Here is a 24,167-nt window from a genome sequence, read left to right as displayed (position 1 = left end):
TTTTTCCGCTTCCGGCGGATAACTTCTAGGCTGCTTCCGGCATCCGCGGCAGACGGCAACCCGGCGGGAGAAACATCATGACCGACACGACTTCCAACACGCCGGTCGACAGCTCGACGGCAGACCGGGCGCGGGAATCGGAGGCCGGCGTCGTTGCCCGATTTCTCAAGGCAACCGAACTCGACACGCGCATGCTCGGCATGGTCGGCGCGCTGCTGGTCATCTGGGTCGGGATCCACATACTGTCGGGCGGGCTCTTCCTGACGCCGCGCAATCTCTGGAACCTTTCGGTGCAGACCTCGTCGGTGGCGATCATGGCGACCGGCATGGTGCTGGTCATCGTGATGCGTAACATCGATCTTTCCGTCGGCTCCGTGGAAGGCGTGATCGGCATGGTGATGGGCGTGGCGCAGGCCGAATTCCTCGTCCGCATCATGGGATTTCAGCTTGGCAGCCCCTGGCTGTGGGTCATCGCACTGGCCGCCGGCCTGGTGCTCGGCCTGGCTATCGGAGCGTTTCAGGGTTTCATCATCGCCTATCTCCAGGTTCCTGCCTTTATCGTGACGCTCGGCGGATTGCTGGTCTGGCGCGGCATGGCATGGCTGATCACCAGCGGGCGCACCGTTGCGCCGCTGGACAGGACCTTCCAGCTGATGGGCGGCGGACCACGGGGCTCGATCGGCGCCACCTGGAGCTGGATCGTCGGTGTCCTCGCCTGCGCGGCCGTTGCCTTCATGCTCTTCAACGGCCGCTCGCAGCGCAAGCGCTTCAACTTTCCGCTGCGCCCTGTCTGGGCGGAAAGCTTGCTCGGCGTGATAGCCTGCGCCGCCATCCTCGGCGCCGTGTGGATCGCCAATTCCTATCCTTGGCCGGTCGGCATCGTACGCCAACATGCCCAGCAGAACGGCATCACCGTTCCCGAGGGCGGGTTGTTCATCGCCCACGGCATCGCCATACCTGTGCTGATGGCCGTGGCCGCGGGCATCGTCATGACCTTCATCACCAGACGCACCCGTTTCGGCCGCTATGTCTTTGCCATAGGCGGCAATCCGGAAGCGGCCGAACTCGCCGGCATCAACACACGCTGGGTCACCATGAAGGTGTTCATGATCATGGGCGTGCTGGCCGCGATCAGTGCGGCGATCGCATCGGCGCGCCTCAACGCGTCGACTAATGCGCTGGGGACCCTGGACGAGCTGCTGGTCATCGCGGCGGCCGTGATCGGCGGCACGTCGCTCGCCGGCGGCTCCGGCACGGTGCTCGGCGCCATGCTCGGCGCGCTTTTGATGCAGTCGCTGCAATCCGGCATGGTGCTGCTCGGCATCGATTCGCCGCTGCAGAGCATCGTTGTCGGCGCCGTGCTGGTGGTCGCGGTGTGGCTCGATACCGTCTATCGCAAACGGGTCTAGTGAGGAGAACGAGCATGGCAGACAGGACCGCTCCCACGGGCACGCCGCTGATCGACATGCGCAACATCTCGATCGCCTTCGGCGGCATTCGCGCCGTCGACGATGCCTCGGTCGATCTTTTTCCGGGCGAGGTGATGGCTTTGCTCGGCCATAACGGTGCCGGCAAATCGACGTTGATAAAAATCCTGTCCGGCGCCTACAAGCGCGATGCGGGCCAGATTTTCGTCAACGGCGAGGAGGCTTCGATCTCCAATCCCCGCGACGCCAAGAAGTACGGTATCGAGACGATCTACCAGACGCTGGCGCTGGCCGATAATGTCGACGCGGCTGCCAACCTGTTTCTCGGCCGTGAGCTGATGACCGGCTGGGGTACGCTCGACGACGTCGCCATGGAGGCTGAGGCGCGCAAGGTGATGGGCAGGCTCAATCCGCGCTTCCAACGCTTCAAGGAGCCGGTGGTAAAGCTTTCGGGCGGCCAGCGGCAGTCGGTTGCGATCGCCCGCGCCATCCTGTTCAACGCCCGCATCCTGATCATGGACGAGCCGACAGCGGCACTCGGGCCGCAGGAGACGGCACAGGTCGGCGAACTGGTCAGGCAGCTCAAGGCCGACGGCATCGGCATCTTCCTGATCAGCCATGACATCCATGACGTGTTCGAGCTTGCCGACCGCGTCTGCGTCATGAAGAACGGTCGGGTTGTCGGCACGGCGCGCACGACCGATGTCACCCAGGACGAGGTGCTCGGCATGATCATCCTCGGCAAGTGCCCGCCCGGCGCCATCCCAGGGCCGGGCGCCCTGAAGATCGCGGCCTGAACGAGAATTAGCCGGCTAATCACAAGTCGCCAAAATGTGCCAGCAGTCACCATGCTTTGGCCTCCCCATTGTGTTGGCGTCGGGAGTTGCCCATAAAGATGCCGAACCGTCCACGGGACGTATCGGCAATTGAAGAAACTCTTTCCGACCGTAGCTTTCATCGCCGTCGCGCTGATCAGCCTGACGATGGCGGGTTTTGCCTATTTTGCCACCCAGGAAGCCGCCCGTATAAAATTCGAGGCGACGGCGGACGACGCGCTTAACCGGATCGAAAGCCGCATCGACCTGGACCTGTCGCTGCTGCGCTCAACCCGGGCATTGTTCGATGCGCGCAATGGCGGTATCTCGCAAGGCGAGTTCAAGGCTTTCTTCAACGCGCTCGACATCGACAATAATTTCGCCGGCCTGCGCGGCATCGGCTTCCTCCGCCTGGCGAAAACTGAAAACGAGGCGGCGGTCGAGCGCGATATCCTGCACGATCACGGCGCAAGCCATCCGATCTATCCCGACACGAACTTGCCGTGGCGTACGCCCATCGTGCTGTTCGAGCCGCTGGACCCGTCCAATAAATCCAGCATCGGTTATGATATGTTCGCCGGGCCGGTGCGGCGCGAGGCGATCGAAAAGGCGATGGTCGACGACCAGCTGCACGCCAGCGGGCTCGTGCAGCTCGGCAAGGATACGGGTGCCGCGCAGACCTTCACCGGGTTCCTCGTCTTCGTCCGGCTCAATGTCGAAACCGCGCCGGACGCCGTCAACGCATCGAGATCTTCGACTGCCGGCTTCCTCTATGCGGCCTTCCGCTCCCGGGACCTGTTCCAGGCTGCGCTCAGCCGGGCACCTCTGTTGCCGGTCAACACCGAAATCTATGACGGCGCTGTGAACAGTGACAACCTGCTGTTCCAGTCGGAAACGCCGCCTGTTTCAGCCCTTGGCGACAGGCTGCTGATCACCCGCAAGATCACCGTTGCCGGTCGGCCGTGGGTCGTCCTGTTCAGGCCGACAAGTGCTTTCTCGCAACCTTCCTCGCGTGCCATTCCGGTGATGCTCGGATTGTTCGGGCTACTGCTTGCGGGCGCCATCGCGCTGGTGGCCCGCTATCAGGAGCGGGCCTATGAGGCGGTCTCGCTGCTTCACGAAACGACCGAAAAGAGCCTGCTGGAAAAAGACCTGATGCTGCAGGAGATGAAGCATCGCATCAAGAACTCGATCACGCGGGTGCTGGCAATCGCGCGCCAGACAGCATCGCACACCGCCGACGTCCAAGAGTTCTCGGCATCATTTTCGGCTCGGCTGCAGGCGATGGCGGCTTCCCAGGACATGCTGACGCGCTCACGCTGGCAGAAAGCCGATCTCGGCGACCTGCTGCGCATCGAGCTTGGCCAGGTGTTCGGAAGCGAGCTTCCTGAAGGGCTGTTGTCGGGACCGGAGGTTCTTCTCGACGAAAAGACGACGCAGGCACTCGGCCTCGTCTTTCACGAACTGGCGACGAATGCGCTGAAGCATGGCGAAACCGGCAATTCAGTCGGTGCGCTCAAGGTCGACTGGTCGCTCGAAGGCCGCGGCGGAGCCCGGACATTGGCTCTCAACTGGCGCGAGGCCGGGCAGAGGAAGCTCGAGACACCGGCGAAGAGCGGTTTCGGCACCAGACTGATCGATCTCAACGTCACACGCGAGTTGCGTGGCACAATCAGGCGCGATTTTCACGAAAACGGCTTGAACGTGGAAATCAAGGTTCCGCTGCCGGCTTGAAACGCCGTCTCGTGAGCCGCATCGCGACAGCGCTTTGGAAGTGCAAACGCGGAGACAGGTGGTCTGCCTCCGCGTTTGCTGTTCGCCTGGAACTCGAAACTAGTTGCAGCGAGCTGTGTAGATCCGGCCGTGACGATCTCTGTATTGGCAGTAGCCATTTTGCAGGCGGCGAACCAGCAGACCGCCAATCGCACCAGCGCCAGCGCCGATCAAAGCGCCCTTGCCGCCGCCGACAGCGCCACCAATAAGCGCGCCGCCCACAGTGCCGATACCCACGTTCTCTTCCGTGGTGGTGCAGCCGCTGACCGCAACCACGGCAACCATGGCAATAATCATCTTCCGCATGGAGTCATCCTCACTTTGTCCTCACTTTAACAAGCTCCAGCCGCCATCTAGCATGAAAGTGCGGCCTCTGCGCGCACGATTTCATTGTTGATTAAGATAGTCTTTTCGGACGTGCGCCGTTCGATGCTACCACGAACTCGGAAATCTCCAAGGACGCATCGAGCGTGGCGTCGGGATGCACATTCCAGACAATCCTGTCATAGCCGTCCTCGAGCGCAGGATCGACGGCAAGACATTTGGCGCCGACATGTTGGGCTTGGCCCTGCCGGTCGATGACCGCGAACGGGGGCGCGCCGCCGTGCACTCGGCCGCGGTTTCAAAGGAATCAAGCAGAGGCGAGCTCGATCAGATCAACTGGGACGCGGCGGTCAGGACGATCGCGGCCATAAGCGCAAAGGCGGCGAAGCGAAGGGGCAAAGCACGAGGCGCGGGCGCTGCGGACACGTCGGGATCCTGAAAACCGCTCATCGAGACGCGAGCGGCCTGTTCCAGTCTGTTCAAGTCGGCAGCCGTCAAGGCCCATTCCTTTCATATTGTGCCAAACTCAATCAATGTCCGCTGAATCGGCACGTTCGGACAGGATCGGACTTTATGGTGAACAGTCGGTTAAGGCGGGGTGATGCAGCCAGCCTTCTTCCTGCGGCCGCCGTTCGTTCAATCCGTCTCGAAATTGCCGTGAGGAACGACAAGACGGTATTCGAGGCGGTTCCCGGTGATCTCAAGTGTCGCCGTTCCATTCAACGAAGTGGGCACGACGCGTTCAAGTGCGACGCTGCCAAAACGCTTCTCGCTGCGTTGATTGTCGTTGGCTCCGATCACTTCGGCCCATGTCAGCGACAGCGCAGGCTCGCCAGCGGAAGCGGCCGTCAGATCGGCCGTCACCTCGACGAAACCATCGCTGCGCGACAGCGCGCCATAGCTGACCGAATTGACGGCGAGCTCATGCATGGCCAAGCCGATGTGCAAGGCAGCATTGGGATTGAGATATGGATTTGCGCCGCGGAAACGCAGGCTGTGCATGGGGTCCGCGCCGTACCTTCCGACCTGACCGGAAACCAGCTCGCGCAGCGCCGCTCCCCGCCAGTTGGATGACGTAACTAGGTCCTGCGAGGAGGCCAGCGACTGCAATCGGCCCCGGAAACGCGTCAGGAAATCGTCAATGCTGCCGGAATAACGCCCCGTCTGGGTGGCGATGCTCTGGATGATGGCCAAAAGGTTCTTGGAGCGGTGACTGACCTCGCGCAGCAGCGCCTTCAGCGTCTGCTCCCGGCGTTTCTGCTCGGTTGTTTCGACCATGGTGGTCACGACGCCCTGCACCGCGCCGGTCTCGCTGCGGTCGGCGTCGATCCATACCTGAAACCAGCGGGCGCCATCATCGGCCGGCACGCTGAGTTCGAGATGTTGAGGATTGCCGGAGACGATGACGTCGTGCTTGGCGGCGCCGATACGCTCTGCCTGCGCCGGCGGCAAGATGCCGTTGTTGTCGGAGGCATCAGAGGTCCATGGTGCGCGCATGTTGCGCGCCCACACCGTCTTCATCTCGCGATCCTGGTATAGAACGGAAATCCCGGCATTGTGCAAGGCGTGGAGAAGGGCTCGGCCAAGCTGCATTCCGCTTTCGGCGGGATGCAGAGCGATGATCTCATCCCTCTGGCCGCGGTCTTTCATTTTTCCGACTCTGGAACGCATCGGTAATTTGCTCAACCCACGTCGGGCTGAACGGCTCACGGAAAAATGGGTTCCAAAAGGAGGAGCTTCGGATCGAGCCCTAAAAAGCGGTCCGCCGAGCGGCATCCCGTTGGAGGACACTGCCCGGCGGTGGCTGGAAACCGTTTGAGGGGTGCGGCTTCCAGTGTTCGCTTGAATGGCCGCTTGGCATTCACGCCCGTCTGATCAGGCCGGCAATAAGCGATATGATCAGGAAGGCGAGAAAGATGAAGAACAATATCTGCGCTATGCCGGCCGAAGTGCCAGCGATGCCGCCGAAACCAAGCGCACCGGCGATGATCGCCACGACGAGAAATACGAGCGCCCAGTAAAGCATGATCCATCTCCTTCCAATGCTGCGGTGAAAACGTGATTCGCCTCCGTTTGTTCCACCATTTCCCGAAAAAGACGATGCTGAAAATCGTTACGGCCCGAATTGCTGCGGTGTGTGCGAAAAGGTTCTCGTCAGGTTCGGCAGCAGTTGGCTGTCGTGTGTTAAGTCGGCGTCACGCCCCCATCCGGTCCAAGGGGAGTGGCTATCCCACACCCTGGCGGCCGCAACTCGGTCGCCAGCTGTTTTATGCCGCGGCCTTCGCGTGCCGGTCAAAGAACAGGGCCTGGCTGATAAGAGCCTTGACCATATCCGGGTTGAATGGCTTGGTGACGAGGAAAGCCGGTTCCGGCCGCTCGCCGGTGAGCAACCGCTCGGGAAAGGCGGTGATGAAGATCACCGGCACCGAGGTGGACGACAGGATTTCATTGACGGCCGCGATGCCCGAACTGCCGTCGGCGAGCTGAATATCGGCAAGCACCATCTTTGGCCGCGCCTTGCCGAACATCGCCACCGCCTCCGCGTGGGTGCGCGCTGTTCCGACGACGCGGTGGCCGAGGCTTTCGACCATTTCCTCGATATCCATGGCGATCAGCGGCTCATCCTCGATGATCAGCACGTCGGTTGCCACCTGACGGGAGATCTCGTTGCTCGCCTGAGCGAGAAGTTCTGAGAATTCCTGTTCGTCGACGTCGAGAATCTCCGCCGCCTCGTCTTCGCTGAAGCCTTCGACGGCGACCAGCAGAAAGGCCTGGCGGGGACGAGGCGCGATTGCATTCAGATTGGCCGCGGCGCGCTGCTCCCATGCCGATTGGGCATGCTCCTGCGGAACGCGAATGGCCACCGAGGTGAAGAGCTTGGCAAAGACCTTGTAGAGTGCGATGCGGTCGTTCGATGCGTCCGGAAAGATATCGACATCGGCAATGATGGCCTCGAGCATTGCGGCGACCAACGCGTCGCCGCTCTCCTGCGATCCGGATACCGCGCGCGAGAAGCGGCGCAGGAACGGCAGGTGCGGAGCGATGGTTGCTGATAGGCTCATATCGGACGTCTCCCTCATATGACGTGATTACATGTTACAGCTAAAAACGGTTCGCAAGCCCAAAGTTAAAAACGCGGGTTGTGCGAAAAAGTTCCGGTCATGCGGAACTAAGTATGCGGGCTGGCGTTTAGGGCGGGGTTGGGCAACCAGACGAGGCTGCCGCTTGCCTTGCGTTATGTGTTGAAGGGCGGCTTAAGGCTGGGACAAAGGGCGAAATGAAGAACATGACGAAAGCTACCACGGCTGGCGTTGGCAACGGGCGCCGGGCTGCTTCCCGCGACCCGCTTGGGCCGAACTCGGAAATCGGCCGCAAACTCAAACAATATTACGACGAGCTGGTCTCCGACAATGTGCCGGATCGCTTCGCACAACTGCTCAGCCAGTTGGAAAAGGCCGAACCTGTACAGAAGAAGGACTGAGGCATGGCGGCCGTCTCCCAGGGCTTCAAGACCGACTTGCTCGGCTCGATCCCGAGCCTGCGGGCTTTTGCCGTGTCGCTGACGCAAAATGCCGACAAGGCCGACGACCTGGTGCAGGAAACATTAGTCAAGGCCTGGGACAAGCATGAAAGCTTCCAGCCCGGCACCAATCTGAAGGCATGGCTGTTCACGATCTTGCGCAACGAATTCTATTCGCAGATGCGCAAGCGCGGCCGCGAGGTGCAGGACAGCGATGGCGTCATGACGGCCAGACTTGCCGTTCATCCGGCCCAGCACGGCCAGCTTGACCTCGAAGACTTTCGCGGCGCGCTCGAGTTGCTGCCCGAAGACCAGCGCGAAGCCATTATCCTCATCGGCGCATCGGGCTTTTCCTACGAGGAAGCGGCCGAGATCTGCGGCTGCGCCGTCGGAACGATCAAGAGCCGCGTCAGCCGCGCCCGCACGCGGCTGCAGGAAATCTTGAAGATCTCCGGTGAAGACGAGTATGGCCCGGACGCAATTTCGGCTCAGGTAACGGGGTCGACGGCAGCGTGAAGCGTGGGCGTGTTCGAGCCGCTCCGCGCCTCAGCGCCTGCAGGCCGCTGCCACTGCCTCGACGAGATCGTCTCCCGAATAGGGCTTGGTGACCAGTCTGACGCCGGGAAAGGATTTCTTGATCTCGTCCATATCCGACTGGCCCGAGGCGAAGACGAACGGGATGCCAGCTTCACGCAGCCGTGAAGCAAATTGAAGCGTCGAAACGCCGCTCAGCATGAGGTCGACGATGGCCACGTCGAACTGCGCGGCAACGTCTTGCTGTTCGATCTCAGTCAGATCACGGGCGATGACCACATCGAGCGCGCCGTAGTCGCGACAAAGCTGCTCGATATCCATGGCAATCAGGAACTCATCTTCCAGGATAAGAATCCGCAAACCGTCAAGCGATGGGCCCACGCAGCAATATCTCCTTAAATGCGTCTCTATCTTGAAACCGGGGAAGTCATGATCGCTATTTGGCATGCTGTCATTTAAAAAAGACATGCCGGCGGATGCGTCGGCCTCGGCCCTTGCAAGGCATTTGCAACGAGCGCTGCCGGAGATAGGGTTAGAAGAGGTTCGTGCCGGAACCTTGGGGTCTGTTGGGCGTTTTCGACCGAGCAAAAGCAAGGAGAGTGAAGCAATGGCGACTGCCGCAGGAAAGGCCGCGAACGAAGCCCGCACGAATTCCGATATTGAGGCCGACATCGCACAACTGAAGGCCGACATCGACCAACTTACCAAGCTGTTGGCCAAAACTGGCGAACATGGCTACGGGGCTGCGCGCCGCGCCGCCGCCGAGGGCGTCGAGCAGTTGCGAACCCAGGGCGAAGCAGCCTTCGACAGCCTGCGCAGCAACGCCAAGGACATCGAGGCGCAGCTGATAGCCCATATGCGCGAAAAGCCTGTGACTTCGCTGGCGATCGCCGCAGGCGTCGGGTTCCTCTTCGCGCTCCTCGCGCGCCGCTAGTTCTGCACGCATGGGAATGCTTGCATCGCTGATCTCGGGCCTCGCCTCGGGCGAAACCATTGCGGCGATACAACGCGCGCGCGTCGCTGCGATGGTCTATTCGGTCGCAGCACTCGCGGCGCTGTGCGGCCTCGGCTTCCTGGTCGGGGCGGCCTATATCTGGACGGCGGCCCGCTATGGGCCGGTGGCAGCGTCGCTGAGCTTCGGGATCGGCTTTCTGGCAATCGCCGGTCTCATCCTGCTCGTCTACCGGATGTCGGCCGGCTCGCGCGCCAGACGCCGGGCGAAGCGACGCAACGCTGACATGAAGGCGGTCGGCATCGCCGCTGCACTCGCCGTGCTGCCGGCGCTGCTCAAGGGCAAAGGTGGCGTGGCGAAGGGCGGATTGGGCGCCATTCTCGGCCCGGCGATAGCACTCGCAGCCTACGCCATCTACCGCGAGAACGTGAAGCCCGACTCCGACGATCCGGATACCGGCAAAGGGAAGTAGTTCGGAAGCGGATAGTTCGGCGCAAACGATTCTGGCGCCCGGTCGTAAAATCCTCGCGTCAAAAATCGTCGAGCGGCATCGATATTTCGGCGATTACGCCGTCGGGCCGGAATTCATGGGTCACCTCGCTGGAAATGACCTTGGCCAGGCTGCGGCGAATCAGGATCGAGCCGAAGCCATGGCGTTCGGGCGGCGCAACCCGCGGGCCGCCGCTTTCACGCCAAGCCAGCAACAGACGTCGTGCACCCTTCCTGCCTTGCACCTTCCAATCGAGATCGACCTTTCCGGAAGAAACCGAGAGCGCCCCATGTTGTAGTGCGTTACTTGCCAGTTCATGCAGGATCAGGCCGAGTCCGACTGCCTGGTCGGGTGAGAGCAGGACATCGGTGCCGGAGATCGCCATGCGCGATTGTCCAGCGGTTTGAAACGGCTTTACTTCGATCTCCACCAGCTCCCGGATGCCGATGCCGCGCCACTCGCGGTCCGACAGCAGGCTGTGCGCAACGCCCAGCGCCTGCAGCCTGGCGCTGAAAGCTTCAAGGAATTCGCTTGGCTGACGGGCATGGCGAACGGTCTGCGTCGCCAGCGCCTGTACGGTTGCCAAAGTGTTCTTGACGCGGTGATTGAGCTCGCGCAGCAACAGCCGTTGACGTTCGTCGCCAAGCTTGCGTTCGGTGATGTCGTAGTTGACGCCGAAGATCAGCGTCGGCTTGCCCTCGCCGTCGCGCTCTATGACGCGGCCGCGCGTTGCGATCCATCGCGGCGGATCGAGGCCTTTGACCCGGTATTCGCCAAAATAATCGTCGCTGCCGGTCAGCGCGTCGCGAAAGCGTGTTTCGGTCTGATGAACGTCGCGCGGGTCGATGCCGGTCAGGATGTCGCGCGCCCTCAGCCTGTTCGACTTGGGCAAGTTGAACAATTCGGACAGCAGGACATCGCAGTCGATCATGTCGCTGCGGATATCCCATGCCCAACTGGCGAGCGAAGCTGCATCGAGCGCAATAGCGCGCCGCTTTTCCTCTCGAGCCAGTGCGGCCTCGGCAATCGCTGCGCTGCGGGTTGCATCCTTCAGCGTGAACAGGCTCGCGGCGAGGCCAGCTAGCGCCGACAGTTGGTCGAGCTGGACAGAAGAGGGACGTGCGTGCGGCTTCCGGTCGAGCACGCAGAGCGTGCCGATCAGTGCGCCGTCGACTACGATCGGCACGCCGGCGTAAAAGCGGATATGATGTTCGCCGGTGACTAGCGGATTGGCTTTGAACCGCGGATCCGTCGCCGCGTCGGCCACCACCATCGGCACGTCGCCGGCTGCGATGGTATAGGCGCAGAACGATGTCTCGGTTGCGGTTTCGGTCTCGTTGAGGCCGATACAGGACTTGAACCACTGCCGCTCGGCATCGATCAGCGTGATCAGTGCGACAGGCATTTGCATCGCCGAAGCGGCAAGACCGCTGATACGGTCGAAATCAGGGTCGGCAGCCGTATCCAGCGCGTCGAGGCCGTGCAGCACGGCAAGGCGGTCCGCGGCGCCCACCACACGGCGAATATCGACCGGCAGGCCCGGCTTTGTCTGGCTATTGTCGTCCACTACGCCCCCAGTGGCCGGCCCCGCTGATTGATCAGGCCAACCGGCCCGTTTGCCGCCTTGTCGAGCCGGAACTTTCGCAGCGGGGAGCCGTTACCAGCCAATGCCCTGCTAGCTACGCCTGCCGGCGCCAAATATGGAGCCAGACCATGCCAAAAATCGTTCCTGAAAACAAAGCCCGTCAAGGGCGGCGGGGTCAGCATGTCCTTCGTATCCTGATCGCCGCGCTGTTGCTGGCTTTTATCGCCTGGGGCGTCGCCGAAATCTACGGCTGGATGATCGAGACGCCTAAGACCGAGCAGGGCAACACACCCAGCGGCTAGACTCTCTCCATCTCTCGTGCCAACCCGCATCACGCAACCCCACATCACGCTACCTCACGTCAGGCAACCTTTGCCTCGGCGGCGCGCGCCGGGACGAGAACATTCAACGCGCGCGGATGGATTTCGACGGTCGTCTCGCGATCGAGCTTTACCAGTTCGCCGTCCATGACGGCCTGAACTTTCCTGTTCGTCGAATGGATTTTCAAAACGGCGCGGTTTGCCTGATGGATTTCGACATGCTCGTTGCCGCGCCATTTCCCACGGGCGACGTCAAAGAGGAACCTGATCAATTCGCCGCGCCGCCGTGCCACGGTGACATAGATGCCCAGCACGCCGCCTGCCGGATCGTCGGCATAGGGCAGGTGGCCCTCGCCGAACAGATTGTTGGTGATGCCGATACCGGTGATCCGGGTTCTAATCTCGGCCTCACCGACCGTCAGCGTTACGTTCATCGCCGGTGGATTGTTGATCGTTGCCCAAGCGGCTCGCACCGAGGCACGCATCTTCCCCAGCCGCGAGCCGAATTCCATCTTCTGGCGCAGTTGCACCATCCTGGCGTGCATGCCGATCGAGAATTGATGCACGAAAGGCCGGCCGTTGGCTGTTGCAATGTCAATCGCCATCACCTCGCCGTCCGCAAACGATTTCAGTGCCGCATCGAGGGTCTGCGGAATACCGAGGCCGCGCGCAAAAAGGTTCATTGTGCCAGCCGGCAGAATTGCCAGCGCCTTCTCCCCGTTCATCAAACGGGCTGCCGCGGCCGAAATGGTGCCGTCGCCGCCGCCCGCCAGCACGACGTCGATGCCGCGCCTGGAAGCTACGCCGTCCAGCGTGGCGACGATATCCTTGCCGGCGACGATTTCGATATCGATCGAGTGGCCGGCAGTCTCAAGCGTGCCGCGCATCCGGCTGGCGAAGGCCTCAAGATCGATGGTGCGCAGGGTGCCCCCGTCCTTGTTCAGCACCGCTGCAAACCGCATGGCCGTTCCATTTTCCAGCACCTATCGGGCCGGGGCGGGGCCCCAGCCGGGAGTGGAACGGGGCGGCCGAGAAAATGTTCCGTTCGACCAGCGCGGCGAATCCGAGAACCATTGACATCGCACAGGGTGCACCGCGGCTTTTTTCGGAACAACAGTGTGGTCACAACGTTGTGAACATGCAGAAGACGCTGCGCCCGCAGTGACGCCAGGCGGGCAGGGCGTGCACGAAATCACCGACGAGGAGACACTAAGATGATCCGCACCCTTTTAACCACGACAGCAGTCGCAACATTGATTGCGACGGGTGCATTTGCGCAATCGGCGACGACCCCGGCGCCGGCGCAACCACCCGCCGCCCAGGATACCGCTCCGGCGATACGTGCCGAGGGCAGCCTTGCCACCAACATCATCGGCGAATCCGTCTATAATGGCACCGGCGACGATGCCCAGAATATCGGCAACATCAGCGACGTCGTCTTCGACGAGCGCGGCGAGGTAAAATCCGTCGTCATCGGCGTCGGCGGTTTTCTTGGCATAGGAACCAAGAACGTCGCTTTCGACTACAAAAAGATGCAATGGGCCGAAAGAAATGGCGACCGTTGGCTGATAGCGCAAACGACGAAGGATGAGTTGACGGCTCAGCCGGATTTCGACCGGAGGCCTTACGATCCGCCTCCGCCACCAGCTTCGGCGGATAATGCGGCGCCTGCCGCCCCTTCCACCAGCGCGCAAAATACAACCCCGGCGCCTGCCGCGCCGGCTGAGCCAGTGAAGCGCGCCGAGGGCAATCTCGCCACCAATATCATCGGCGAGACCGTCTATAACGGCACCGGCGACGACGCCCAAAACATCGGTGACGTGAACGACATCGTCATCAACAAGGAAGCCAAGGCGCAATCGCTGATCATCGGTGTCGGCGGCTTCCTCGGCATCGGCGAAAAGAACGTCGCCTATGATTTCGACAAGGCGCAGTGGGCCGAGAGGAACGGCGATCGCTGGCTGGTCGCGCAAACGACCAAGGAAGAGCTGCAGGCACAGCCGGACTTCAACCGCAAGGCCTATGATCCGGCCCCGGCAACCACTGCGTCGAACGATGCCGCGGCTACTGCGCCTGCCACCGTCACGCCTACCGTGACGGCCAGCAACACCGCGACGACCAGCAACACTGACCAAGCCAGTAAAACGGCTCAAAATGCCCCGGCGCCGGCGCCCACGGCTAATTCCGCGGCCGACCAGACCAAGACCGGCTCGATCGACAAGTCGACGCTGACTGAAATGCCGATAGGCGAAATCCGGGCCGAGGATCTGGTTGGAACAACCGTTTACGGCGCCAATGATGCCAATGTCGGCGAGATCGGCGACGTCGTGCTGAGCGGCGACAAGAAGGTCGACGCAGTCATCATCGACGTCGGCGGCTTCCTCGGCGTCGGCGAGAAGGAGGTGGCAGTCGGTATGGACAACCTGAAATTCATGACCGACAAGAACGGCAAGCGCTATCTCTACACGAACTTCACCAAGGAGCAGCTCGAGGCGCAGGCCGCCTATGACAAGGGCAGCTATGCGCAAAACCGCGACAAACAGCGCATGATCATGCGGTAAGCTGCATCTCAGTCGACAGGTAAGCCCGCGCCGGCAACGGCGCGGGCTTTCTCATGTCGACGCAAAAGGCAGGCCCGCGACATGGCCGGTAACGCCGTCATGCGTCAATTCGGCGAGCGCCAGCGACTGGTCGAGATGCTCGGCCCGCCAGGCAAGGAGCTTTTCGGCAAGTTCCAGCCGCGCCGGCAGATAGGCTGGGTCGTCCGCGACGCTGGTCACCTCGCCGGCGTCTTTCTCGAGGTCGAAGAGCAAGGGCGGCAGGCCACCGCCGAAATGCACATATTTGTACTTTTCCGTACGGATGACGGCGAGATTGCACTGGCGTTGACCGATGCCAAAATACCGTTCGGCATCACCATCCGCGATCGAGCGGAAATCGAACTCCCAATGGGCCGCGTCGCGCCAGGCGTCCGGCTCCGTCGCGTCCAGGAAAGGCGCCAGCGAGCGGCCGTCGAGATGCGGCAGCACTTCGCCGCCAGTGAGCTCGAGCAAGGTCGGCGCCAAATCCACCGCCTCGGTGAAGCGGTCGACGCTGCTGCCGACAGCCTTGCGGCGGCGCGGATCGCGAATGATCAGCGGAATATGGAAGCTGCCGTCGAAGAAGCCGCCCTTGCCCAGCATGAAATGGTCGCCCATCATCTCGGCGTGGTCGGAGGTCAGCACGATGACGGTGTCGTCCCATGCATCGGCCGCCTTGACTGCTTGCCAGACCCGGCCAAGCTGCGCATCGCTCTCCGAGATCATGCCGTAATAAAGCGCCCGGATGCGGCGAAAATTATCGTCGCCCCAGTCGCGCACCTTGCCCTCCGAGCCGGGCCGGAATTTCGACCGTTCCTGCCGGTCAAGTTCATAGGCGAGATAAGGGTGGCTTGCTGCTTCGGCCTGCCAGCTTTCGGCGCGGTCAAAAGCTGGACCGATGGCCAGATCGTACATGGCGTTGTAAGGCGCCGGCACGATGAAGGGTGGGTGAGGACTGATGAAGGAAAGGTGCGCGAACCACGGCGCATCGCGCTCCTGTTCGCCGAGCCAGCGGATAAATTCGCCGGCCAGGAAGGCCGACGGCGTCTCGTCTTTCGAATAGATTGGCGGGGCGTTGCTGACCCCGCCGTCGTTTTCCCGGATTTCGCCCGTCGGGCGGTGGATGTCGGGGGAGCCGGCGCCGGCATCGACGCCGCGCGCCTTGAGCCATGACAGCCAAGGCTTCTGGTGCTCGGGCAGAAGCTGACGTACGGTGAAGCCGGGCAGCACGCCTTCATAGCTCTTCAGCTGCGGGTCGCCAGGCGCCAGCGTACGCGGATCGCGTGCCATATCAGTATAGCCGAACAGCGTCGGTTCATAGCCGAGGGCACGCGCCCGGAGCGCTATGTTGCCGTGGCGGGCGTCGAGCGGTGTGCCATTGCGGCAGACACGATTGTTCATCTGGTAGAGGCCGGTGTAGAGGCAGGCGCGAGCCGGCGAGCAAGGCGCGGCGCCGCCATAGTGCTTCTTGAAAAGAATGCCCTCTGCAGCCAACGCGTCGGCATTCGGCGTTCTTACCACCTTGTGGCCAGCAGCCGATAGGCAGTCGCCGCGCCACTGGTCGCAGGTGATCAGGAGAATGTTGGGGCGTTTTCCAATCAACCGCTATATCCTCATGCCGGCTACGTCGCTCATGGAGCGCAATTTCGGCGAATATGCAAGCCGGTCCAGTTTGCCGAATGGTGAACAAAACCTGTTTGATCGTTCACTTTAACAGCACAGTCCATTCTGTGTTTGCCATCTTTGCAGCCAGGAGCCGGATCCTCATATTTGCGTGGACAGCGGCAAGGGCCGCACCAGTACAAGGGAAGGAGCAGAAACATGCTCGACCAGGTCGAGGGCCTGCATCATGTCACCTCGATGGCCAGCGACGCGCGCCAGAACAATGAATTCTTCACCGGGACGCTCGGCCTGCGGCGGGTCAAGAAAACCGTCAATTTCGACGCGCCCGACGTCTACCACCTCTATTACGGCGACGAGGTCGGCATGCCCGGCTCGGTGATGACCTATTTCCCCTTCCCCAACATCGGCAAGGGCCGCCATGGAGTCGGCGAAGTCGGCACAACCACTTACTCGGTGCCCGAGGGCACGCTCGGCTATTGGGAGAAACGGTTTGCCGAGCAAGGTGTCACAGGGCTTTCTCGCGAGGAGACGTTCGGCGAGAAGCGTCTTGCCTTCGCCGGTCCCGACGGCGACGGTTTTGCGCTGGTCGAGGACAGAGCGGACAGCCGAGCGCCCTGGGCCAAGGGTGGCATTCCCACTGACGAGGCGATCCGCGGCTTTCACTCAGTGTCGCTCAGGCTGAAAGATAGTGGCGCCACCGAAGAGCTGCTGAAATTCATGGGTTATGAGGAGGTCGACAAGTCCGGCAATGTCAGGCGGCTAACGGTGAAGAACGGCAACGGCGCCGATGTCGTCGATATCGAATCGCTGCCAGGGGCCGGCTTCGCCAATCTCGGCGCCGGCTCGGTCCACCATGTCGCCTTCGCCGTCGAGAACCGCGCCAAGCAGCTCGAAGTGCGCAAGGCGCTGCTCGATACCGGTTATCAGGTGACGCCGGTAATCGACCGCGACTATTTCTGGGCGATCTACTTCCGCACACCGGGCGGCGTGCTGTTCGAAGTCGCTACCAACGAGCCCGGCTTCGACCGCGACGAGGACACCGCCCATCTTGGTGAGGCGCTGAAGCTGCCGTCACAACACCAGCATTTGCGGCCCTATCTCGAGCAGCATCTGCAGAAACTGGAAGACTGAGGGCAACGTCGTGAGTAAGGATTCGTATATTCACAAGGTGCTGCCCGGTTCGCCTGATGGACCGCTGCTCTTCGTCTTCCATGGCACCGGCGGCGACGAGGCCCAGCTTCTGTCGCTTGGACGCGATCTTGTGCCGCAAGCGACGATCGTCGCTCCGCGCGGCGATGTTTCGGAACAAGACGCTGCACGCTTCTTTCGCCGCGCCGGCGAGGGCGTCTACGACATGGGCGACCTCACGCGAGCGACAGAGAAGATGGCCGGCTTCGTCAAGGCACATGTCGAGGCGGCAAAGCCATCTTCGGTGCTCGGCCTCGGTTACTCCAACGGCGCCAACATCCTGGCCTCGGTGCTGTTTGCCGAGCCGTCGCTGTTCGACGCAACGGTGCTGATGCATCCGCTGATCCCGTTCGAGCCGGAGGTCAAGGGCAGCCTTGGCGGCAGTCACATCCTGGTCACCGCCGGCAGGCGGGACCCGATCTGTCCGCCTAATTTGACGGTGCGGCTCGAAGCCTATTTGCGCGCCGATGGCGCCGATGTCACAGTCGAGTGGCATGACGGCGGCCATGAGGTGCGGCCGAGCGAGATCGAGGCGGCGCGGCGGTTGTTCGCCGTGGCGCCGGACGAAAGGACCGCAAGCCATGTCTGACCTATTGCCGGAGATCGAACTGGAGGACCGCGGCTCGAAGGGCCGCTATCTCCTGCGTGGGCCGGGCGGCGCCGAGGCGGAGATGACTTTCACCAAGATCGGCGAGCACCAGATCATCATCGACCATACCGAAGTGCCGGATGCATTTCGCGGCCAGGGCGCGGGGCTTCGCCTGGTCACCCGTGCCGTCGAGGATGCGCGTGCGGCGGGCAAAACGATCATCCCGCTTTGCCCGTTCGCCAATGCCCAGTTCCGTCGCCATCCGGAATGGGCGGACGTGCTGAAGCGGTAAGAGACAGCCATCGATGAATGACAGGAGAAAGGGTGCGCGGCTTTACCGCGGGCCTCTTCGGCCATTGGAGGCGTACAAACACAGCGGCAACATGCGGGATTTGCGAAGAGCGCCCGTCTTGCCTAAGTATTGCCAACAAACCGGCTCGCCGTCTGCGGCCCGACCACTTCAACCGAATGGCCCTCCATGACCGAATCCGATCTCGTTCCCGTCTTCGACGGCCACAACGATACGCTGCTCAGGCTCTACCAGTCGAAGGATGCGGACGTCGAAAAGCTGTTCGTCGAGGGGACGCCGGGTGGCCATATCGACCTGCCGCGCGCGAAGAAAGGCGGATTTGCCGGCGGCATGTTCGCGATCTTCCCGCCGCCTGTCGAGAAATCCAAACGCGGCTCGGTGCCGCTGGCGCCGAGTGACAGCGAGCCCTTGCCGCCCGAGGTTCCGCGCGCCGATGCGCTCAACTCCACCATGGCGATGGCCTCGATCCTGTTCAGGCTGGAGCGGGCTTCGGCGCTCACCGTTTGCCGCAGCGCCGGCGACGTGAGGAAGGCGATGGCGCAAGGCTCGATCGCGGCGGTGTTCCATATCGAAGGGGTCGAGGCGATCGATCCTGAGCTCACCCTGCTTGACGTCCTCCACGCAGCCGGCCTGCGTTCGCTCGGTATCGTCTGGAGCCGTCCCAATGCCTTCGGCCACGGCGTGCCGTTCCGTTTTCCGTCGTCGCCCGATACAGGGCCAGGGCTGACCGATGCCGGCAAGGCGCTGGTGAAAGCCTGCAACCAGCTGAAGATCATGATCGATCTTTCGCATCTCAACGAAAAAGGTTTTCGCGACGTCGTCGAAATCAGCGATGCACCGCTGGTCGCGACCCACTCCAACGTGCACGCGATTTGCGGCCATTCGCGCAACCTCACCGAATGGCAGCTCGGCGCAATCCGCGACTCGGGCGGCATGGTCGGGCTGAACTTCGCCACCGGGTTCCTGCGTGAGGACGGCAGGATGAACGCCGACACCAGCCTCGACATCATGGTGCGCCATGTCGATTCGCTGCTGCAGGCGCTGGGCGAAGACGGCGTTGGCCTCGGCTCGGATTTCGACGGCGCCATGATTCCTGCCGTGATCGGCGACGTTGCCGGCCTGCCGAAGCTGCTCGACGCGCTCGCAGCACGCGGCTTCGGGCGCGCGTTGATCGAGAAGATCGCCTATCGCAATTGGCTCAGTATGCTGGAAAAGACCATCGGCTAGGGCACCCAAAAGTACGCTCCGCTCCGGTTCTCGGAACCCACAATTTTCGACTCGGCCTGACCTGAATCTCAACACGCCCCAGGGCGAGTTATTCAAAACCTATGCGTTTAAGCCAGTCCTGGCCAATGCCGCGATCGCGGATGATCGGCAGCGGATCGGTCGAGTCCAGCCTCGCACAAATGCGGTAGACCTCCAGCGTTTCAGCGCTCATCTCGCCGCGTTTGTAGAAGAACATGGCCGCGGCATAGCGGGTGCGGCCCGACCATTTTTCGCCGAGCGGCGTGTTGACCAGCTGCCACTGTTCGGCGGCTTCGGCGTCATCCTCATGACGTTCGGCTTCGTCGGACATGCTCAGAAATCCGCGGGCGGATTGGCGGTGCGGCGGTCGAGCCTGACGAACGGCCGCGCCACGATTTTGGCCCGCTTCATCAGCTTCTGGTACTGCAGCTCGCGCATGGCGTAGATCTCGACCCAGAGGTCGTCGACGATGGTCTCGCCGAACGGCCGCGTCAGCGAGGCGATGGCGATGTTGCGCTTGGCCATTGGCGACCACATGGCGGCGCTGACCAGCCCGACCTCCTGGCTTTTCCTGTGGTAGACGATCGCGTGCTCGGCCGGGATATTGCCCTCGATCTGCAACCCGACCAGGACATGGCGAAGACGCTTCTTCGCCCGTGCGTGAAGTATTGCGCGGCGGCCGTTGAAATGACCCTTTTCCAAGGAGACCATGAAGCCGAGGCCGATCTCGTCCGGCATGCGCAGGCGATCGGCGCGGATGGCATGCTCGGCGGTGACGAAATCTGCATTGGCGACGATCAGCCCGGCTTCGAGCCGGGCGCGGTTCAATGCGGCGTAGCCGATGGCGCGGATGCCGCGCAGCTCGCCGGCCGTCATCAGCCGATCCCAGAGGCTGAGCGCCTTATCCGTTTGCACGAACAACTCGTAGCCGAGATCGCCGGTGAAGCCGGTGCGCGAGATGGTGATGGTGACGCCGTCATGCGGAAACTCGGCGAGGTCGAATATTTTCAGTTTTTCTATACCTGCAAAACCTGCATCGCGCAGCACGGCAAAGGAGGTCGGGCCTTGCAAGGCGAGGCCGGCGACGGTTTCGGTCTCTTCTTCAACCGCCACGTCGAAGCCAATGGCGCTGTCCAGAAGCCACGGCAGATGCCGCTCCTGCGAGCACAGCCGGAACCGTGTCGGCGATAGCCGAAACAACGTGCCGTCGTCGAGGACAAAGCCCTGATCGTCGCACCAGGCGGTGTAGTTGACGCGGCCGGGCTTCAGCCTAGTCACGTCGCGCAATGTCAGGCGGTCGAGGAAGGTCTCGGCATCCGGTCCCTCGATGCGGTACTTCGTCATCGGCGAGATGTCGAACAGAGCGGCCTGGCTGCGGATGGCGAAATATTCGAGATCCTCGTCCCATAGGGAATGTGGGGCGCGATAGCCGGCCCAATTGTACCAGTCGTTCGTCTTCGCCAGCGCATCAATGCGCGCCTGGAACGGCGTGTCGAGGCGCAAACTGCGGAAATGGGATTGTGCCGCGATGCGGGCATCGGATGGGCCAATGGGCTGATGGTTCATCACGGCGTTCTTTCGCCGTGGAGCACGGTCTTGGCTCGTTGCACCATGACAGCTACCCCCTCACCGTAATGATGCGCCTTGCGGCATTCAGGCCCGGCACGCCGGAGACCCCGCCGCCCGGATGCGAGCCGGCGCCTGCAAGGAACAGCCCGTCCACCGGCGTGTCGTAGCCGGACCAGCCGGAGATCGGCCGTGACATCAGCATCTGGTCGGCCTGCAGTTCGCCGTGGTGCCAGTGCCCACCCGGCATCCGGTAGCGCGCCTCGATGTCGGCCGGCGTCAGCAGGTCGGCATGGAGCACGCTGCCGCCGATTCCCGGCGCATAAGCCTCGAGTTCAGCCATCAAGACTTTGAGGAATTTCGGCTTGCCGACGCTCCAGCCCTCTTTCAAGGCATAGGGGGCGTATTGCACCACCGCGGACAGCACGCAGGCCCCCTCGGGCGCGAGCGAGGCGTCCGACAGCGAGGGCAGCGTGATCTCCATCACCGGTTCGGGTGAGAACTCGCCATATTTCGACGGGTTGAAGGCGCGATCGACATGATCGGTCGAGGGCGCGATGACGAGACGGCCACGGTGGCCGGCGGCATCGACGCCGACGAATTGCGGTGGCTGGTCGAGCGCCAGATTGAGCTTCGCAGCATCGCCCTTCATGCGGATATTGCCGACCTTGCGAACGAAGCCGGTGTCGACTTCACGCGGGCCGACAAGGTCGACCATGGTCGTCGCCGGGTTGATGGCGGACACGACCGTTGTCGCGCGGATTTCCTCGCCGCTGTCGAGCAGCACGCCGACGGCGCGGCCCTTCTCGACGATAATCTTTGCCACCGGCGTCGCGGTGCGGATGGTCACGCCGGCCTGTTGCGCCGATGCGCGAATGGCGGCTATGACGGCGCCCATGCCGCCCTTCGGCAGCATCTGCGCGCCGGCGGAACCGCCGGTCTCGCCGGCCAGGCGGTAATAGAGACCGAGCAGCGAGGTCGGCGAGCGCGGGCCAAGATGGCTGCCGAGCGTAGCGTCGAAGGCAAGCAGGCCCTTCAGCCGGTCGTCGGCAAGCTGCTCGTCGAGCAGGTCGGCAACGTTCATCAACAGCACGCGCAGGAAATCGCGCATGTCCTCCTTGCCAAGCTTCTTCAGCGCCAGTCCGGTTTGGCCGAGCGCTGCCGTGTTGGCGAGCGACATGGCGCCGAGATCGGGCGGCCGGCGTGACAAGAACAGCTTCAGGATGCCGGCGTAGCGCAGCAGCTGTGCCCGCAACTCCTTCCAGGCGGACTGCTCGGCAGGACTGGTGCCGGTCAGCACCTCGCCATAGGCGCCATGCAGGAAAAGCGGCGGACCGCTTTTCGCCAGCACCACCGACGGCGCGAAGTCGCCGCGTGCGACCTGCAGCCCGTGCTTCTCCAGCTCCAATACCTTCACCACATCGGGGTGCAGCCGGTTCAGCAGATGGGCGATCGACGAAACACGAAATCCGGGCGCGAATTCCTCCGTGCGCGCGGCGCCGCCGACCTCGCCGGCGGCTTCCAGCACCAGCACCTTGCGGCCGCTCTTCGCCAGAACGGCGGCGGCGACGAGGCCATTATGGCCGCCGCCGATGACGACAACATCCCATTTGTCAGATGACGTCATGGGCCGGGCTCATATGCTGATTTGGCTTGGCGAGATCACGCAGGATCTCGGCGGCGGCATTGCGGCCCGGCGCGCCCATGACGCCGCCACCGGGATGGGTCGAGGAGCCGCAAATGTAGAGTCCATCGACCGGCGAGCGGTATTGTGCGTAGCCCGGCACGGGGCGGTTGAACAACAACTGGTCGAAGGTCAATTCACCCTGGAAGATATTGCCTTCGGTGAGGCCGACCTCGGCCTCGATCTCGCGCGGCGTGCGCACTTCCATGTGGACGATGCGGTCGCGGAAGCCCGGCGAATAGTCCGATATCTGCGCGATCACGCTTTCGGCAAAGCCGTCGCGGTCGGCGTCGGTCCAGCCGCGGCCGTCCACCTTCGGTGGCGCATATTGCACGAAGCAGCTCATGAAATGCTTGCCGGGTGGAGCCATGGTCGGGTCGAGCGTCGTCGGGATCACCATGTCGAGGAAAGGATCGGCCGACCAGCGCCCGGCCTTCCAGTCGTCATAGGCACGCTCCATGCGCTCGATCGAATCGGTGAAATGCATGTCGCCACAATAGACGGGCGAATCCTTCGGCAGCGCCGGGAATTCCGGCAGTGAATCGAGCGCGATGTTGACCTTGCCTGACGAGCCGCGGATCTTGAAATTCCTGACCCGGCGCAGGAAAATCTCGGGCAATTCCTTTTCCTCGACCAGCTTGAGGAAGGTGCGCTTCACGTCGGCGTTGGAAACCACGAGCTTGCCGTATATTTCCTCGCCGCCGGCCAGCACCACGCCATTGGCCTTGCCGCGCCGGATCAGCACATGGTCGACCTCGGCGCCGGTACGGATGGTGCCTGGAAGGATGCGGCGAGCGCCTCGGTGACCGCGCCCATGCCGCCGCGCGCATAGCCCCAGGCGCCGACCGAGCCGTCGACCTCGCCCATATAATGATGCAGCAGGACATAGGCGGTGCCGGGCGACATCGGCCCGAGCGCGGTGCCGATGATGCCGGACAAAGCGAAATTCGCCTTGATCACGTCGGTCTCGAAATATTCGTCGAGAAAGTCGGAGATCGACATGGTCCAGAAGCGCAGCGTCAGCGCCATTTCCTCCGCAGTGAGCCCCGTGAACTTCTTGCCGAGATAGAGCAGTTCGCCAAGGTCGCGCGGCCGCAGGCTGGTCGGGTCGGGCGCCGTGCGCATCAGCAGCGGCTGGATGAAGCGGCACTGCCGCGTCACGTCGCGGGCATAACGATCATAGGCCTCGGCATCGCGTTTGGAGAACCGCGCGAATTCGCGCCGGTGGGCATCGTGGTCGCGGTAGTTGGCGAGATAGTCGCCATCGCGGGTGAACACCGCGCCGCCCTCATAGGAGATCACCTGCAGGCCGAAGCGCGGCAGCTCGAGGTCGCGCATGATCTCCGGGCGGAACAGCGAGCAGACATAGGAGCAGTTGGAATAGAGGAAGCCGGGCGTCAGCTCGCGGCTGGTGGCGGCACCACCGACCCAGTCGTTCTTCTCGACGACCAGCACGTCGAGCCCGGCACGCTGCAGGTAGCAGGCATTGACCAGCCCGTTATGCCCGCCGCCGATGACGATCGCGTCCCAGCTCTTCACTTTGGCCCAGCCTTCATCGTGCCCGACCTTCTTTTCGTGTGATGCGCCCCCAATAAGCCGAATTTCGCACGAAGACGGTCATCCTGTCCAGCCATATTGAATGA

Annotated in this window: 25 protein-coding genes and 1 pseudogene; 13 read left to right on the top strand and 13 right to left on the bottom strand. The window is 62.6% G+C overall.

Features of this window, described 5'->3' with window-relative positions; translation table 11 throughout:
• The first annotated feature begins 77 nt into the window (after nucleotides 1–77).
• The 3 genes from NKI01_RS23755 (at nucleotide 78) to NKI01_RS23745 (ending at nucleotide 3,976) form a co-directional block, all read left to right on the top strand.
• On the top strand, nucleotides 78–1,409 hold the full coding sequence (locus tag NKI01_RS23755; protein WP_352964847.1) for a sugar ABC transporter permease: 1,332 nt from the start codon (nucleotides 78–80) through the stop codon (nucleotides 1,407–1,409).
• Nucleotides 1,410–1,423: 14 nt separating this feature from the next.
• Nucleotides 1,424–2,224: an ATP-binding cassette domain-containing protein gene (locus NKI01_RS23750; RefSeq protein ID WP_023720922.1), complete on the top strand. Its 801-nt coding sequence runs from the start codon at nucleotides 1,424–1,426 to the stop codon at nucleotides 2,222–2,224.
• 129 nt (nucleotides 2,225–2,353) lie between these two features.
• Nucleotides 2,354–3,976, top strand: coding sequence for a CHASE domain-containing protein (locus NKI01_RS23745; RefSeq protein ID WP_352817753.1), 1,623 nt, complete (start codon nucleotides 2,354–2,356; stop codon nucleotides 3,974–3,976).
• A 99-nt stretch (nucleotides 3,977–4,075) separates the two neighbouring features.
• Here the strand turns inward: NKI01_RS23745 and NKI01_RS23740 are convergent, their stop codons facing one another.
• The 5 genes from NKI01_RS23740 to NKI01_RS23720 all read right to left on the bottom strand — a co-directional run bounded on the left by NKI01_RS23740 (nucleotide 4,076) and on the right by NKI01_RS23720 (nucleotide 7,401).
• A complete protein-coding gene (locus NKI01_RS23740; protein ID WP_006328050.1) occupies nucleotides 4,076–4,321 on the bottom strand; it encodes a YMGG-like glycine zipper-containing protein in 246 nt (81 codons plus the stop codon).
• A gap of 345 nt (nucleotides 4,322–4,666) precedes the next feature.
• Nucleotides 4,667–4,837 (bottom strand): hypothetical protein, encoded by a 171-nt coding sequence (locus NKI01_RS23735; protein WP_352964844.1) that lies wholly within the window; start codon nucleotides 4,835–4,837, stop codon nucleotides 4,667–4,669.
• Between the two features lie 138 nt (nucleotides 4,838–4,975).
• A complete protein-coding gene (locus NKI01_RS23730; RefSeq protein ID WP_352515608.1) occupies nucleotides 4,976–6,010 on the bottom strand; it encodes a sensor histidine kinase in 1,035 nt (344 codons plus the stop codon).
• A gap of 190 nt (nucleotides 6,011–6,200) precedes the next feature.
• The gene (locus NKI01_RS23725) at nucleotides 6,201–6,365 is read right to left on the bottom strand and encodes a DUF1328 domain-containing protein (RefSeq protein WP_023678541.1); all 165 of its coding nucleotides are present in this window, start codon (nucleotides 6,363–6,365) and stop codon (nucleotides 6,201–6,203) included.
• A 241-nt stretch (nucleotides 6,366–6,606) separates the two neighbouring features.
• Complete coding sequence (locus tag NKI01_RS23720) at nucleotides 6,607–7,401, bottom strand: response regulator (protein ID WP_023678542.1); 795 nt, start codon at nucleotides 7,399–7,401, stop codon at nucleotides 6,607–6,609.
• Between the two features lie 215 nt (nucleotides 7,402–7,616).
• On the opposite strand from NKI01_RS23720, the gene NKI01_RS23715 reads away from it, so the two are divergent.
• Nucleotides 7,617–7,820, top strand: coding sequence for a NepR family anti-sigma factor (locus NKI01_RS23715; protein WP_023720919.1), 204 nt, complete (start codon nucleotides 7,617–7,619; stop codon nucleotides 7,818–7,820).
• Nucleotides 7,821–7,823: 3 nt separating this feature from the next.
• Nucleotides 7,824–8,375, top strand: coding sequence for a sigma-70 family RNA polymerase sigma factor (locus NKI01_RS23710; RefSeq protein WP_023678544.1), 552 nt, complete (start codon nucleotides 7,824–7,826; stop codon nucleotides 8,373–8,375).
• A gap of 30 nt (nucleotides 8,376–8,405) precedes the next feature.
• Here NKI01_RS23710 and NKI01_RS23705 read toward each other — a convergent pair whose 3' ends face one another.
• On the bottom strand, nucleotides 8,406–8,774 hold the full coding sequence (locus NKI01_RS23705; protein WP_352480853.1) for a response regulator: 369 nt from the start codon (nucleotides 8,772–8,774) through the stop codon (nucleotides 8,406–8,408).
• A gap of 226 nt (nucleotides 8,775–9,000) precedes the next feature.
• Between NKI01_RS23705 and NKI01_RS23700 the strand changes: the two genes are divergently transcribed.
• Both NKI01_RS23700 and NKI01_RS23695 read left to right on the top strand, forming a co-directional pair.
• Nucleotides 9,001–9,327, top strand: a complete 327-nt coding sequence (locus NKI01_RS23700; protein ID WP_023720917.1) for an ElaB/YgaM/YqjD family protein — start codon at nucleotides 9,001–9,003, stop codon at nucleotides 9,325–9,327.
• A gap of 10 nt (nucleotides 9,328–9,337) precedes the next feature.
• On the top strand, nucleotides 9,338–9,817 hold the full coding sequence (locus tag NKI01_RS23695; RefSeq protein ID WP_352480852.1) for a hypothetical protein: 480 nt from the start codon (nucleotides 9,338–9,340) through the stop codon (nucleotides 9,815–9,817).
• 58 nt (nucleotides 9,818–9,875) lie between these two features.
• Here the strand turns inward: NKI01_RS23695 and NKI01_RS23690 are convergent, their stop codons facing one another.
• Nucleotides 9,876–11,402 (bottom strand): sensor histidine kinase, encoded by a 1,527-nt coding sequence (locus NKI01_RS23690; RefSeq protein ID WP_352964840.1) that lies wholly within the window; start codon nucleotides 11,400–11,402, stop codon nucleotides 9,876–9,878.
• A gap of 146 nt (nucleotides 11,403–11,548) precedes the next feature.
• On the opposite strand from NKI01_RS23690, the gene NKI01_RS23685 reads away from it, so the two are divergent.
• Nucleotides 11,549–11,722, top strand: a complete 174-nt coding sequence (locus tag NKI01_RS23685) for a hypothetical protein (protein ID WP_023720914.1) — start codon at nucleotides 11,549–11,551, stop codon at nucleotides 11,720–11,722.
• 59 nt (nucleotides 11,723–11,781) lie between these two features.
• Here NKI01_RS23685 and NKI01_RS23680 read toward each other — a convergent pair whose 3' ends face one another.
• A complete protein-coding gene (locus NKI01_RS23680; RefSeq protein WP_352480850.1) occupies nucleotides 11,782–12,702 on the bottom strand; it encodes a diacylglycerol/lipid kinase family protein in 921 nt (306 codons plus the stop codon).
• 252 nt (nucleotides 12,703–12,954) lie between these two features.
• Between NKI01_RS23680 and NKI01_RS23675 the strand changes: the two genes are divergently transcribed.
• Nucleotides 12,955–14,301: a PRC-barrel domain-containing protein gene (locus NKI01_RS23675; RefSeq protein WP_352480849.1), complete on the top strand. Its 1,347-nt coding sequence runs from the start codon at nucleotides 12,955–12,957 to the stop codon at nucleotides 14,299–14,301.
• 51 nt (nucleotides 14,302–14,352) lie between these two features.
• On the opposite strand, the gene NKI01_RS23670 is transcribed toward NKI01_RS23675, so the two are convergent.
• Nucleotides 14,353–15,921: an alkaline phosphatase family protein gene (locus NKI01_RS23670; protein WP_352964837.1), complete on the bottom strand. Its 1,569-nt coding sequence runs from the start codon at nucleotides 15,919–15,921 to the stop codon at nucleotides 14,353–14,355.
• Between the two features lie 219 nt (nucleotides 15,922–16,140).
• Here NKI01_RS23670 and NKI01_RS23665 point away from each other — a divergent pair, with 219 nt between their 5' ends.
• The 4 genes from NKI01_RS23665 (at nucleotide 16,141) to NKI01_RS23650 (ending at nucleotide 19,256) form a co-directional block, all read left to right on the top strand.
• The gene (locus NKI01_RS23665) at nucleotides 16,141–17,073 is read left to right on the top strand and encodes a VOC family protein (protein WP_352964834.1); all 933 of its coding nucleotides are present in this window, start codon (nucleotides 16,141–16,143) and stop codon (nucleotides 17,071–17,073) included.
• 10 nt (nucleotides 17,074–17,083) lie between these two features.
• Nucleotides 17,084–17,719 carry an alpha/beta hydrolase gene (locus NKI01_RS23660; RefSeq protein WP_023720909.1) on the top strand — a complete coding sequence of 212 codons (636 nt, stop codon included), beginning with the start codon at nucleotides 17,084–17,086 and terminating at the stop codon, nucleotides 17,717–17,719.
• The gene (locus NKI01_RS23655; RefSeq protein WP_352476216.1) at nucleotides 17,712–18,011 is read left to right on the top strand and encodes a GNAT family N-acetyltransferase; all 300 of its coding nucleotides are present in this window, start codon (nucleotides 17,712–17,714) and stop codon (nucleotides 18,009–18,011) included. The genes NKI01_RS23660 and NKI01_RS23655 overlap by 8 nt, the downstream gene beginning before the upstream one ends.
• Nucleotides 18,012–18,197: 186 nt before the next feature.
• Nucleotides 18,198–19,256 (top strand): dipeptidase, encoded by a 1,059-nt coding sequence (locus tag NKI01_RS23650; RefSeq protein ID WP_352964831.1) that lies wholly within the window; start codon nucleotides 18,198–18,200, stop codon nucleotides 19,254–19,256.
• An 88-nt stretch (nucleotides 19,257–19,344) separates the two neighbouring features.
• Here the strand turns inward: NKI01_RS23650 and NKI01_RS23645 are convergent, their stop codons facing one another.
• The 4 genes and pseudogenes from NKI01_RS23645 to NKI01_RS23630 all read right to left on the bottom strand — a co-directional run bounded on the left by NKI01_RS23645 (nucleotide 19,345) and on the right by NKI01_RS23630 (nucleotide 24,063).
• Nucleotides 19,345–19,605 (bottom strand): hypothetical protein, encoded by a 261-nt coding sequence (locus tag NKI01_RS23645; protein WP_023720906.1) that lies wholly within the window; start codon nucleotides 19,603–19,605, stop codon nucleotides 19,345–19,347.
• Between the two features lie 2 nt (nucleotides 19,606–19,607).
• On the bottom strand, nucleotides 19,608–20,840 hold the full coding sequence (locus NKI01_RS23640; protein ID WP_352917706.1) for an aminomethyl transferase family protein: 1,233 nt from the start codon (nucleotides 20,838–20,840) through the stop codon (nucleotides 19,608–19,610).
• A gap of 52 nt (nucleotides 20,841–20,892) precedes the next feature.
• Entirely contained in the window at nucleotides 20,893–22,467 is a 1,575-nt protein-coding gene (locus tag NKI01_RS23635) for a phytoene desaturase family protein (protein ID WP_352964828.1), read from the bottom strand.
• Nucleotides 22,454–24,063: pseudogene (locus NKI01_RS23630) on the bottom strand (phytoene desaturase family protein). Before NKI01_RS23630 ends, NKI01_RS23635 begins: the two are co-directional and overlap by 14 nt.
• Nucleotides 24,064–24,167: the final 104 nt, after the last annotated feature.

It is taken from the genome of Mesorhizobium sp. M0815 (genome assembly GCF_040319995.1).
Lineage (GTDB): Bacteria > Pseudomonadota > Alphaproteobacteria > Rhizobiales > Rhizobiaceae > Mesorhizobium.
This window is presented reverse-complemented; position numbering and strand designations above follow the sequence as displayed.